The 13,569-nt window shown below is 38.4% G+C and carries 12 protein-coding genes; all 12 read left to right on the forward strand.

Annotated features, from left to right (window positions below; genetic code table 11):
- The 12 genes from topA (at position 1) to fliH (ending at position 13,569) form a co-directional block, all read left to right on the forward strand.
- The gene (gene topA, locus ACQKN4_RS04680; protein WP_079560449.1) at positions 1-2,079 is read left to right on the forward strand and encodes a type I DNA topoisomerase; all 2,079 of its coding nucleotides are present in this window, start codon (positions 1-3) and stop codon (positions 2,077-2,079) included.
- An 18-nt stretch (positions 2,080-2,097) separates the two neighbouring features.
- Positions 2,098-3,411: an FADH(2)-oxidizing methylenetetrahydrofolate--tRNA-(uracil(54)-C(5))-methyltransferase TrmFO gene (trmFO, locus tag ACQKN4_RS04685; protein ID WP_427482565.1), complete on the forward strand. Its 1,314-nt coding sequence runs from the start codon at positions 2,098-2,100 to the stop codon at positions 3,409-3,411.
- A gap of 540 nt (positions 3,412-3,951) precedes the next feature.
- Positions 3,952-4,851, forward strand: a complete 900-nt coding sequence (gene xerC, locus ACQKN4_RS04690; RefSeq protein ID WP_427482567.1) for a tyrosine recombinase XerC — start codon at positions 3,952-3,954, stop codon at positions 4,849-4,851.
- Between the two features lie 20 nt (positions 4,852-4,871).
- Positions 4,872-5,417: an ATP-dependent protease subunit HslV gene (gene hslV / locus ACQKN4_RS04695; RefSeq protein WP_079560452.1), complete on the forward strand. Its 546-nt coding sequence runs from the start codon at positions 4,872-4,874 to the stop codon at positions 5,415-5,417.
- Entirely contained in the window at positions 5,417-6,817 is a 1,401-nt protein-coding gene (gene hslU, locus ACQKN4_RS04700) for an ATP-dependent protease ATPase subunit HslU (protein WP_079560453.1), read from the forward strand. Before hslV ends, hslU begins: the two co-directional genes overlap by 1 nt.
- A gap of 87 nt (positions 6,818-6,904) precedes the next feature.
- Positions 6,905-7,684, forward strand: coding sequence for a GTP-sensing pleiotropic transcriptional regulator CodY (codY, locus tag ACQKN4_RS04705; protein ID WP_049668434.1), 780 nt, complete (start codon positions 6,905-6,907; stop codon positions 7,682-7,684).
- Between the two features lie 953 nt (positions 7,685-8,637).
- Positions 8,638-9,030, forward strand: a complete 393-nt coding sequence (gene flgB / locus ACQKN4_RS04710) for a flagellar basal body rod protein FlgB (RefSeq protein WP_079560455.1) — start codon at positions 8,638-8,640, stop codon at positions 9,028-9,030.
- A 3-nt stretch (positions 9,031-9,033) separates the two neighbouring features.
- Positions 9,034-9,495, forward strand: coding sequence for a flagellar basal body rod protein FlgC (gene flgC, locus ACQKN4_RS04715; RefSeq protein ID WP_079560456.1), 462 nt, complete (start codon positions 9,034-9,036; stop codon positions 9,493-9,495).
- Positions 9,496-9,518: 23 nt separating this feature from the next.
- Complete coding sequence (gene fliE / locus ACQKN4_RS04720; RefSeq protein WP_049668437.1) at positions 9,519-9,824, forward strand: flagellar hook-basal body complex protein FliE; 306 nt, start codon at positions 9,519-9,521, stop codon at positions 9,822-9,824.
- Between the two features lie 342 nt (positions 9,825-10,166).
- The gene (gene fliF / locus ACQKN4_RS04725; RefSeq protein WP_079560457.1) at positions 10,167-11,759 is read left to right on the forward strand and encodes a flagellar basal-body MS-ring/collar protein FliF; all 1,593 of its coding nucleotides are present in this window, start codon (positions 10,167-10,169) and stop codon (positions 11,757-11,759) included.
- 15 nt (positions 11,760-11,774) lie between these two features.
- The gene (gene fliG, locus ACQKN4_RS04730; RefSeq protein WP_079560458.1) at positions 11,775-12,788 is read left to right on the forward strand and encodes a flagellar motor switch protein FliG; all 1,014 of its coding nucleotides are present in this window, start codon (positions 11,775-11,777) and stop codon (positions 12,786-12,788) included.
- Entirely contained in the window at positions 12,781-13,569 is a 789-nt protein-coding gene (fliH, locus tag ACQKN4_RS04735) for a flagellar assembly protein FliH (protein ID WP_079560459.1), read from the forward strand. The genes fliG and fliH overlap by 8 nt, the downstream gene beginning before the upstream one ends.

Consider the following 13,569-nt stretch of genomic DNA (forward strand, 5'->3'; position numbering starts at 1 on the left):
ATGGCGGATTATTTAGTGATTGTAGAATCACCAGCAAAAGCAAAAACAATTGAACGATATTTAGGGAAAAAATATAAAGTGAAAGCGTCAATCGGGCATGTTCGTGATTTACCACGTAGCCAAATGGGCGTTAGTCCAGAAAATAATTATGAACCTAAATATATTACTATTCGTGGTAAAGGGCCTGTTTTACAGGACTTAAAGTCTGCGGCTAAAAAAGTGAAGAAAGTCTTTCTAGCGGCCGATCCAGACCGCGAGGGAGAAGCGATTGCTTGGCACCTTGCGACTGCGTTAAATATCGATATTCAATCAGATTGTCGTGTCGTTTTTAATGAAATTACAAAAGATGCGATTGTAGAATCCTTTAAAAATCCACGTCCTATTAATATGGATTTAGTGGATGCACAGCAAACACGTCGTATACTGGACAGACTTGTTGGTTATAACATTAGTCCGATTCTTTGGAAAAAGGTTAAAAAGGGATTATCGGCAGGGCGAGTACAATCTGTAGCACTACGCATGATTATTGATCGTGAAAATGAAATTAAAAACTTCCAACCGGAAGAATATTGGACAATTGAAGGTTCTTTTGAAAAAGGGAAGAAAACGTTCGATGCGCTTTATTACGGTAATGGCAAAGAAAAAATTAAATTAACAAATGAAGAACAAGTAAAATCTATTTTAAAAAATGTTAAAGGTACAAGTTTTGAAGTTGTTAATGTATCGAAAAAAGAACGTAAACGAAATGCAGCACCTGCTTTTACAACATCTTCTTTACAGCAAGAGGCAGCACGTAAGTTAAATTTCCGTGCTAAGAAAACGATGATGCTTGCGCAACAATTATATGAAGGTATTGATGTTGGTAAAAAAGAGGGGACAGTCGGTTTAATTACTTATATGCGTACCGATTCTACACGTATTTCAGATACAGCAAAAACAGAGGCAGTAGCCTACATTGAATCCAAATACGGCAAAGAATTCATCTCAACAGAGTCGAAGCAGGCTAAAAAAGCATCAAATGCACAAGATGCCCATGAGGCTATTCGCCCAACTAGTACGATGCGAACTCCGGATGAATTAAAGGCAGTGCTTAGTCGCGATCAATTGCGCTTATATCGTTTAATTTGGGAGCGTTTTATCGCAAGTCAGATGGCGCCGGCCGTACTTGATACAGTAGCTGTTGATCTTCAAAATGGTGATGTTTTATTCCGTGCAAACGGCTCGCAAGTTAAATTTGCCGGCTTTATGAAACTCTATATTGAGGGTACAGATGATCAAACAGAAGAGACAAACAAGCTTCTACCTGAAATGGAAGTTGGCGATCAAGTAAAATCTCTTGAAATCGAGCCGAAGCAACATTTCACACAGCCACCACCACGTTATTCAGAGGCGCGTCTTGTAAAAACAATGGAAGAGTTAGGTATAGGGCGCCCGTCCACATATGCACCGACCCTCGATACAATTCAGCGCCGTGGCTATGTCGTATTAGATGCGAAACGATTTATGCCGACAGAGCTAGGAGAAATCGTGCACCAACTCGTACTAGAGTTTTTCCCTGATATCATAAATATCGAATTCACAGCACAGATGGAACAAGATTTGGATGATATTGAAGAAGGCGGTCGTCAGTGGAAAGAAGTTGTGCATGAGTTTTATAAGGATTTTGAGGTCCATGTAAAATATGCAGATGAGGCTATGGAAAAGGTTGTTATAAAAGATGAACCGGCTGGCGAGGATTGTGAGCTTTGTGGATCTCCAATGGTCTTTAAGCTTGGACGATACGGAAAATTTATGGCTTGTTCAAACTTCCCGGATTGCCGCAATACAAAAGCTATTATGAAACCTATTGGCGTAAAATGTCCTTCTTGTGAAACAGGCGAAATTGTAGAACGAAAGAGTAAAACAAAGCGTTTATTCTATGGTTGCAATCAGTACCCTGAGTGTGAATTTGTTTCATGGGACAAGCCAATTAGTAGACCATGTCCGAAATGTAGTGCATTATTAGTAGAGAAAAAAATTAAAAAAGGTGTTCAAATTCAGTGTACGAAATGTGACTATGAAGAGACACCTACTCAATGATAGAAAGATGGTAAGAACATGACTGAACAAGTAGTAAATGTAATAGGCGCAGGGCTTGCAGGCAGTGAGGCTGCTTGGCAAATTGCTCAACGTGGTGTGAAAGTTAAACTTTATGAAATGCGTCCAGTAAAGCAAACACCAGCTCACCATACTGATAAATTTGCGGAGCTTGTTTGTTCGAACTCACTACGTGCAAATGGATTAACGAATGCCGTAGGTGTGATTAAAGAAGAAATGCGTATTTTAGACTCTGTAATTATGAAGGCAGCCGATGCATGTTCAGTACCAGCAGGCGGTGCCTTAGCAGTGGATCGACATGAATTTGCAGGCTATGTGACAGAAGCGGTGAAAAATCATCCTCTTGTGGAAGTTATTCATGAAGAAGTCACTGAAATTCCAGAAGGTATTACTGTTATTGCCACAGGGCCACTAACATCGAAAGCTTTAGCTGAAAAAGTTCAGGGCTTAACAGGTTTAGATTATCTATATTTCTATGATGCAGCAGCACCAATTATTGAAAAAGATAGCATCGATATGGAAAAAGTTTATTTAAAATCTCGTTACGATAAAGGGGAAGCAGCTTATTTAAACTGTCCTATGACAAAGGAAGAATTTGATCGTTTCCGTCTAGCATTAATCGAGGCAGAGGTTGTGCCATTAAAAGAATTTGAAAAAGAAATTTACTTTGAAGGATGTATGCCTATCGAAGTAATGGCTGCTCGCGGTGAGAAAACAATGTTATTTGGACCGATGAAGCCAGTAGGTCTAGAAGATCCAAAAACAGGGAAACGACCTTATGCAGTTGTCCAGTTACGTCAAGACGATGCAGCAGGAACTCTTTACAATATCGTTGGCTTCCAAACGCACTTAAAATGGGGACCACAGAAAGAAGTACTGCAATTAATTCCGGGATTAGAGAATGTGGAAATCGTTCGTTATGGCGTAATGCATAGAAATACATTCATTAATTCGCCAAAGGTTCTAGAGAAAACGTACCAACTTCGTGAGCATAAAAATATTTTCTTTGCTGGTCAAATGACAGGTGTAGAAGGATATGTTGAATCTGCTGGTAGTGGATTAATTGCCGGTATTAATGCAGCTCGATTAGCATTAGGACAAGAGCAAATTATCTTCCCGTTTGAAACGGCTTTAGGTAGTATGGCGCGTTATATAACAGAAGCGCAATCGAAAAATTTCCAGCCGATGAACGTTAACTTCGGAATTTTCCCTGAACTACCACCAGGACGTCGTTCGAAGCCAGAGCGTGCAGAGATGCATGCTACGCGTGCAATAAGCACAATTCGTAATTTTGTGAATTCACAAACAATTTGATTGCAAAAAGCCTCTAAAAGTTGGTATACTCTTAGAGGCTTTTTCTTTTTTGTAGCAAAATGCTAATTTACACGTGTTTTATTATTTTGTATGGAGATTTTCTCAAAATATAAACATTTTCACTTGCTATATGATGAAGATAGGTATAGTGTCAATATGTATGTTTTGTACATTAACGATACCCAAAGTGACAAACTAAAGAGGATCATCGAAAATTGACATTCTTTTAATGGCAAGTGAAAGCACTTTAGGCTCATCAGCCAACGTTGAGGGTGGCATTTGTAAAAATGTATGCCGTTTATATAAGTTGATTGGAAGTGTAGACTAAGTGACTCCTTAGGGATCCAGCAATAGAGGGACGAAGGCTAAAACCATCATGTCCTGTGATAATGCCTTCGTGATCAACATCCTTTTGCCCAAGTGGCTCACTGGACGCCTTTAGGAAAGAGGTCATGTGGAACGAAAAATCAACCACTCGTTATGGTGATGCCCTGTAATTTGAGAAGATTATCAATAAATCCATTGGTGGTGAATCTTTTTATGTTAGTTTCGTCCCAAGATGCACTTGAACAGTTTATGCTTTATATCCAAATTGAAAAAAACTTCTCTGTTCATACAGTGCGAGAATATGAATCGGACCTACTAGATTTTTTAGCGTTTTTGCAAGCAGAGGGCGTAAATGATTTAGCTAGCGTTGAGTATATACATGCACGTCTTTATGTAACAAAGTTGTACGATGAAAAGAGAGCAAGATCATCTGTATCAAGGAAAATCTCCTCAATACGCTCCTTCTTTCGCTTTCTAAATAAACAGCACGGATTAGATGATGGGGCATTTCGATCACTTTATCATCCGAAAAAAGAATCACGTTTACCTAGCTTTTTCTACGAGGAAGAATTGAAGCAGCTATTTGATGCGAATGTCGGCGATGATTTGAAATCATTAAGAAATATAGCTATATTGGAGCTGTTATATGCGACAGGTATTCGTGTAAGTGAGCTCACCTCAACTCAAGTAGAAGATGTTGATTTCCATTATTCGATTATTAGGGTAATGGGAAAAGGGCGAAAAGAACGTATTATTCCATTCGGGCAATTTGCGAGTTTAGCTATGCAGGATTACATAGAACAAGCTCGTCCACGATTGATGAAAAACACAAGTCATCAGCAATTGTTTGTCAACATGCGCGGTGGGGAACTTACTCCACGAGGTGTACGTCATATTTTAACAGAAATGATTGACAAAGCCTCGCTCCATACGAAAATATATCCACATATGCTTCGCCATACTTTTGCCACACATTTATTGAATAATGGCGCAGATTTACGTACGGTGCAGGAGTTATTAGGCCATGCTCATTTAACTTCTACACAAGTTTACACTCATGTAACAAAAGAGCATCTACGTCAAACATATATGAATGCTCATCCAAGGGCATAATAAGCTAAGGAGGAAGGCGAATGGGACAAATTCATGCGACAACGATATTTGCAGTTCATCATAACGGAGGTTGCGCGATGGCAGGTGATGGTCAAGTGACCCTGGGAAATGCGGTTGTTATGAAAGGTACAGCAAGGAAGGTCAGACGTCTGTTTAATGGTCAGGTGCTTGCCGGGTTTGCGGGATCGGTTGCTGATGCTTTTACACTTTTTGAAATGTTTGAAGGAAAGTTAAATGAATACAATGGTAACTTACAACGTGCAGCAGTAGAAGTTGCTAAGCAATGGCGCGGTGATAAAATGCTACGTCAATTAGAGGCTATGCTACTTGTAATGGATAAAAGTACACTCCTTCTTGTTTCGGGTACGGGAGAAGTAATTGAACCGGATGATGGAGTTTTGGCAATTGGTTCTGGGGGTAACTATGCATTATCAGCAGGCCGTGCCCTGAAAAAGTATGCAGGTGATACAATGTCTGCTCGTGAAATTGCAGAAGCGGCATTAGAAACCGCTGCTGGAATCTGTGTGTTTACGAATCATAATATTATCGTGGAGGCGCTTAACTAATGACAAAAAATAATTTAACGCCAAGACAAATTACTGAGCATTTGGATCGTTATATCGTTGGACAAAATGAAGCGAAGCGAGCGGTAGCTATTGCACTACGTAATCGATATCGTCGCTCGCTGCTAAGTGATGAGATGAAGGCTGAGGTAATTCCGAAAAATATTTTGATGATTGGACCTACAGGTGTCGGGAAAACAGAAATTGCACGAAGAATTGCAAAGCTAACGGGTGCGCCATTTGTAAAAGTTGAAGCAACGAAGTTTACAGAAGTGGGATATGTAGGGCGAGACGTAGAGTCAATGGTACGTGATGTAGTAGAAGCTTCACATCGTCTTGTAAAAGAAGAAATGATGGAGTCTGTGAAGGACCAAGCCGAAGAATTAGCAAACGAAGCGATAGTTAAGTTGTTAGTTCCTTCATTACGAAAAAAACAGTCCATGCAAAATCCGTTTGAAATGTTATTTGGCGGAAAAGAACAGCAAGCCAATGATGATTCTTCTTCTGAAGAAACTGAAGTACGCTCCAAACGTGCGCAAATCGCTATCGATTTACGTAATGGTAAATTAGAAAATGAATGGATTACAGTTGAAGTAACTGAACAAAATCCTTCTATTTTTGATGCGTTACAAGGAACAGGTATGGATATGTCTGCAAACAATGGCATGCAGGATATGCTGTCTAGTTTAATGCCTAAAAAGCAGAAAAAACGTCGTCTACAAGTGAAAGATGCACGTCGTATTTTAACGATCGAGGAAGCAAATAAACTCATAGATGCAGACGAAGTTGCTCAAGAGGCCATTTCAAGAGCAGAACAATCAGGTATTATTTTTATTGATGAAATTGATAAAATCGCTAGTAAGGATAGTAACTCCTCTGCAAACGTATCGCGTGAAGGTGTGCAACGTGATATTCTACCAATTGTTGAAGGTTCTACTGTAACGACAAAATACGGTGCTGTAAAAACTGACTTTATGCTTTTCATTGCTGCTGGAGCGTTTCATATGTCGAAGCCGTCAGATTTAATTCCTGAATTGCAAGGTCGTTTCCCGATTCGAGTGGAGCTTGAAAAATTAACTAAACAAGATTTTGTACGTATTTTGCAAGAGCCAGATCAATCACTTATTTTGCAATACAAGGCATTATTAGAAACTGAAGGCGTGGAGATAAACTTTACGGAAGACGCGATTGAGCGAATTGCAGAAATTGCAACTGAGGTCAATCAGGAGACTGATAATATTGGAGCTCGACGTTTGCACACAATTTTAGAACGCTTATTAGAAGAATTATCATTTGAAGCTGCTGAAATTGCACCTGCAAATATTCCAATCACTGCTGCTTATGTAGATCAAAAACTTGCGGGTATAGTAAAAAACAAAGATTTGTCACAGTTTATATTGTAAGATAAGGCTGAATAGTTTTATTAAGTTGAAAAAACATTTAGAATATTAAGAAAATACTCTTCGGATTATTTATAGGAGGAACATATAATGAATTTATTAGAAAAAACGCGTAAAATTAACTCGATGCTCCAAGCATCTGCTGGTAAACCGGTAAACTTTAAAGAAATGGCAGATACATTAGGAGATATTATCGACAGTAATGTTTATATTGTAAGCCGTAAAGGGAAGCTTTTAGGTATTTCAATTCACCAACAAATTGAAAATGAGCGTATGAAAAAGATGTTCGAAGAGCGTCAATTCCCAGAAGAATATACACATAGCTTGTTTACAATTTCTGAGACATCTTCAAACTTAGATATTAATGACGAACATACTGCTTTCCCAGTTGAAAACAAAGAGTTATTCCAAAATGCATTAACAACGATCGTACCGATTGTTGGTGGTGGTGAGCGTCTTGGTACATTAATTCTTGCTCGTTTATCTTCACAATTTGAGGATGATGATTTAATTTTAGCTGAGTACGGTGCAACAGTAGTTGGTATGGAAATTTTACGTGAGAAATCTGAGGAAATTGAAGAGGAAGCTCGTAGCAAAGCTGTTGTACAAATGGCAATCAATTCACTTTCATACAGTGAGTTAGAGGCTATTGAACATATCTTTGAAGAGCTTGATGGCCATGAAGGCTTACTTGTTGCTTCAAAAATTGCAGACCGAGTTGGTATTACACGTTCAGTAATCGTAAACGCATTACGTAAACTAGAATCTGCAGGTGTAATCGAATCTCGCTCTTTAGGTATGAAAGGTACTTACATTAAAGTACTGAACGATAAATTCCTAAATGCATTAGCTGAAATTAAAATGAAATAATAAAATAGCGTCCTTTTGGGACGATCTGAGGCATCTGGAATAATTTTGTTCCAGATGCCTTTTATTATATAGAGAATAAAAATCGCTAAGGGAAACTTTGTGATCGTTGTGGCCTTCCGATTCCCTTTCCAGACTGCTTACTTTCCTATGAAGAGCGTCGACCACCACTTCCTCCTCTTTAGTCCCTATATTGGCACTGCGCTTACGTACAAAAAAACCCGTGTTGCTGTCGCTAAATTAACACTGTGCTTTCTCGCAAATTTGTTGGCCTAAAGCCTTCGGCGGATTTGACACAAAAAATTCATTGGAAACACAAAGGTATCTGGGATAATCTTGTTCAGATGCCTTTTGTAATTCGACGAAGTTTCGACGAAATTTGCGGTTGAGTTTACATGCTTTAATTATGTCGAATCATGTTTTAGTACTAAATAGGGGGGAGGAATCATCTATATTTTAATCCTTTCGCTCATTTTTTATAGGTATGTTTTCGACCTTCCTAGACGCTAATGTCATTGCTTTATCCCTAAATTTGTCTTTTGACATATGCGCTACTTTTTGCGTAAGTGAAAAAAACATATGCTCCAATTGTTACTTGTAAGACAGTATGGAATGACTATTCTGAATTTTGCGTAATATTATAGCCTTATGTTTAAATAGTAAAAAGGAACTCTAATTTAGACATTGTGTCTACTGTTGTTTTGGTAAAAAAAGGAATAAAATAGATCCTAAAACCGTAAACACTGTCGAAATGGTGTAAATAGACTAGTATTGAGTAGGGTGGCTATGAATCCAGTAATATCAAGGGATACGGAAGTATTGTCCTGGTTATTTGTGAATAAAAATGGGTCGTTTATACTATCAAAAAGTGACAAAAGACAATAGACACTACGTATCATCTTAATTACAATTGTATTATTGGATAAAATAAGAAGTACATGAATGAGGTGAGCTTTTTGGATTTGTTTGGAGGAACTATTAGTAAGCTGGAAAACGGACTTTCTTATGCAACTTTGAATCATAAAACGATCGCTAATAACATTGCGAATGTCGATACGCCGAACTATAAGGCGAAAAATGTAAGTTTTAAAGATATGTTGGAGAAAGAACAACAAATGTCAATTTCGGCATATCGTACGGATAATAGACATTTTGATTTCGCGATTCGACAATCAACGCCTGGTGTGAATAATAGAAATGGTTTGCGATATCGAAATAATGGTAATGCCGTAGATATGGATGCTGAACAGACAAAGCTTGCGGAAAACCAAATTTATTACAACGCATTAATTGAACGCATGAACGGTAAGCTAAATACTCTAAATACGGTTATTAAAGGAGGTAAGTAATAAATGTCTATTTTCCATGGTATGAATACTACTGCCTCAGCATTAACGGCACAGCGTTTACGAATGGATGTAGTTTCGTCAAATATGGCGAACATGGATACAACGCGCGGTAGACAAGTGAACGGGGAGTGGGAACCATACCGCAGAAAGTCTGTAACGCTTACGGCGCAAGAGGGACAGTTTTCAAAGTTCTTTAATGCCGCGGTTGGCAAAAATGCAAAGAGTGGTGTTGGCAACGGCGTAAAAGTTACACAAATAAAAGAAGATAGAGAAACACCTTTCAAACTTGTGTATGATCCAACTCATCCAGATGCAAATGCAGATGGCTATGTAAATATGCCGAATGTAGATCCATTAAAAGAAATGGTAGATTTAATGTCAGCTACTCGTTCCTACGAGGCAAACATAACTGTATTGAATGCAAATAAATCCATGCTGACAAAGGCTTTAGAGATTGGAAGATAAATAAGAGGAAAGGAAGATACATAATGACAATTTCGTCCGTTTCACAAATGACACCTACGCAGGTTGTAAATGAAACAAATAAACTTAATACGACACCTTATGAAGCACAACAGAGCTTTGCGAACTCGTTAAAAGAAGCAATATCAAAGGTTAATGATCAACAAATTACTTCTGATAACCTTACTCAAAAGTTAATTAATGGTGGAGATGTAGAGTTGCACGAAGTGATGATTGCATCACAAAAGGCGAGCATTACATTAAATGCAACAATTGAAGTTCGCAATAAGGTGATTGAAGCTTACCAAGAAATAATGCGTATGAGTGTCTAACTTTATTTGAATAAGCACTATTGAAGTAAAGAATTTATCCCATATTTTAAATGGATGATTGATGTGGAGGTTGGATGACTCCTAAGGGATCACGTTCATGATACAGAAGGTGATAGCCTTGAAGTGAGTGAGACAATAGAAAAACGAAGGCAAATACATCATATCTTATGATTATGCTTTCGTGGCCAACATCCTGATTGCCCCAAATGGTTTATCGGACGCTCCTAGTCGAAACGGAAATCAATACGTTATGGTGATGATAATGATTGAATGTTATGGGATATCACTGTTTTCGCGAATTATTAGATGGATAGGTTGTTCACTATAACCGGAGGATTCATAATGAATGAACGATTGACGAAAATAAAAAACGACACCAGCCAATTTTGGACAAGTCGTAGTAAAAAACAAAAATTTGTAATGATTGGTTCTGTGGTAGGAGTACTAGCACTTGCTGCCGTTATTACACTTTTTGCTACAAAAATTACATATGTACCACTTTATAAGGATTTATCGACAAGAGAAATCGGACAAGTGAAGGAAGCGTTAGATACCCAAGGTGTAAAATATGAACTTGCACCGGGGGGGACATCGATTTTAGTGCCTGAGGAACAAGTTGATTCATTGTTAGTACAGTTAGCATCGGAAGGATATCCGCAAACGGGGTCGATTGATTACTCTTTCGCAAATAGCTCTGGATTTGGTATGACAGATAATGAGTTTAACCTATTAAAAAAAGCTGCGACTGAAACAGAAATCGCAAAGCTCATTAAAAATCTAGAGGGTGTAAAAGATGCAAAGGTAATGATTAACATTCCAGAAGAGGGCGTATTTTTAAAAGATGTTAAAGAAGAAGCGACTGCATCTATTGTTTTAAATACTGACCCGGGCTATAAATTTACAGAGCAACAAATTGCCACTATGTACAATCTAGTTGCAAAAAGTGTTCCAAATTTAAATACGGATAATATTGTTATTTCTAACCAATTTTCTGAGTACTTTGATCTAAATGCTGCAACTACTGATGGGGCTTCAACTACGACAGCTGAAGGTCAGTTACAAGCGAAGAAATTGGTTGAGCGTGATCTACAACGTCAAGTCCAAAATATGCTAGGTACGCTTATGGGACAAGACAAAGTAATCGTTTCTGTGACAACAGACATTGATTTCAAAAAAGAAGTTCGTGAAGAAAACCTAGTAACACCAGTTGACGAAGAGAATATGGAAGGAATCGCGATTAGTGCTCAACGTATTACAGAGCAATATTCTGGTACAGGGGCTGCAGCCACTGGTACACCTGAAGCTGAAACGACGACGGATAACTTCACAACGTATAACGAAGGTGTAAATGGTGACGGGGAATATGAACGTACTGAAGAAACAATTAATAATGACGTAAACCGTATACGTAAAGATATCCAAGAGGCACCATATAAAATTCAAGATATTGGTATCCAAGTAATTGTTGAACCACCGACAGCAACTGACGCGGCAACATTACCAGATGGGATTCGTGAGGATATCCAGCAAATTTTAAGTACGATTGTTCGTACGACGATTTCTAAAGATGTAGCAGCTGAGCTTACTCAAGATCAAATCGATGAAAAAGTAGCTGTTTCAGTGCATCCTTTAAATGGTAAAGCAACAGAGACAGCTAGCGAAAAATCTGTTATTCCATGGTGGGTTTGGGTAATCGGCGGCATTTTACTTGCTGTTATAGTATTGCTTGCATTCTTCATTGTCCGTTCACGTAAACGTGCACAGGAAGAAGAAGAACTAAGTATCCTAGATGAACAAGAAGAACTAATGATTGAAGATATAAATGAAGAAATTGAAACGGAAGCTACAATGCGTCGTAAGCAGCTTGAAAAAATGGCAAAAGAAAAGCCAGACGATTTTGCGAAGTTACTGCGTAGTTGGATTGCGGAAGACTAACTAGGAGGTTCGGCTGTGTCCAAGAAAGATAAGGAATTAACAGGCAAACAAAAGGCCGCTCTCTTGTTAATTTCATTAGGGCCTGAGGTTTCAGCTTCTGTCTATAAACACTTAACAGAAGAAGAAATTGAACGTTTAACATTAGAGATTTCAAGCGTAAAAAAAGTAGAAGCAAATGTGAAAGAGGAAATTATTGAAGAGTTCCACAATATTGCACTTGCGCAAGATTATATTACACAGGGTGGTATTGGTTACGCGAAGACAGTATTGGAGAAAGCTCTTGGTGTAGAACAGGCGCAAACAATTATTAATCGCCTTACATCTTCTTTACAAGTACGTCCTTTTGACTTTGCGCGTAGAGCTGATCCAGCACAAATTTTTAACTTTATTCAAAATGAACATCCACAAACAATTGCCCTTATCCTCTCTTATTTAGAGGCAGGGCAAGCGGGTGTGATTTTATCTTCATTACCACAGGAAGTACAGGCTGATATTGCTAAGCGTATTGCTGTAATGGATTCAACTTCCCCAGAAGTTATTAGTGAAATTGAATCTGTTTTAGAGCGTAAGTTATCATCGACTGTGACACAAGATTACACTGAAACGGGTGGCATTGATGCAGTTGTTGAAGTGTTAAATGGTGTAGATCGACAAACGGAAAAAACGATTCTCGATGCACTCGAAATTCAAGATCCAGAGCTTGCAGAAGAAATCAAAAAACGTATGTTTGTATTCGAAGATATTGTTACGCTTGACAATCGTTCGATACAACGTGTTATTCGCGATTGTGAAAATGAAGACTTACTGCTTTCAATGAAAGTTTCTAGTGAAGAAGTAAAAGACATTATTTTCCGCAATATGTCACAACGTATGGCTGAGACATTTAAGGAAGAAATGGAAATTATGGGTCCTGTTCGACTGCGTGACGTAGAGGAAGCGCAATCTCGAATTGTTGCGGTCATTCGTCGCTTAGAGGATGCTGGTGAGATTATTATTGCACGTGGTGGAGGAGATGACGTCATTGTCTAGAATCATCCGTTCTGTACATACACAGTCCAATGGTGATCATGTCAAAAAGATTCAAATCCGTGAAATGTTTGAGCTGCATGAGATAGAAAATGGAGAAATTCAACCTCAAAAACAGATTACTATGGAAGAAGTGCTAGAAGAGCGCGAGCGCTTGCTTGCGGAAGCTAGAGCTACTATACAGGCTGAACGCGAGGCTTTTGAACAAGAAAAGCAAATATTCTCCCAGGAAATTGAACATTTAAAGCAAGACTGGGAAGAAGAACGACCTAATCGAGTGCAAGAAGCTTATGATGAAGGATTTGGTCAAGGTTATGAGGATGGGACAAACAAAGCGAATGAAGCGATGGCGCAATCTCTCCAAACGGCCAATGAAATAATTATTCAAGCGGGGGAGAATGCTCGGAAATATATTGAAGAACAAGAATCGATTATTTTAGAGCTAGGCTTAACCGCCGCAGAGCGAATTATTGATACATCTTTAGAGCGAGACAACGAATTATTTGTGTCAATCGTTCGTAGAGGGCTTAAAGAAGCAAGAGAAATGAAAGAAATAAAAATCTATGTTTCACCTACTTACTATGCATTAATTACTGGTAATCGTGATGAACTAGCTGAAATGTTCCCAACTGACGTACCATTTATGATTTTTGTAAATGAAGATTTAGAAAATGAAACAGATTGTTATATAGAAACAAATCATGGTCGTATTGTTGTAAGTATCGATGAGCAATTAAACGAACTAAGATTGAAGTTACATGAAATATTAGAAAGTAAGGAATGA

The sequence above is a fragment of the Lysinibacillus sp. NPDC093692 genome, assembly GCF_050280125.1.
In the GTDB taxonomy this organism is placed as follows: Bacteria; Bacillota; Bacilli; order Bacillales_A; family Planococcaceae; genus Lysinibacillus.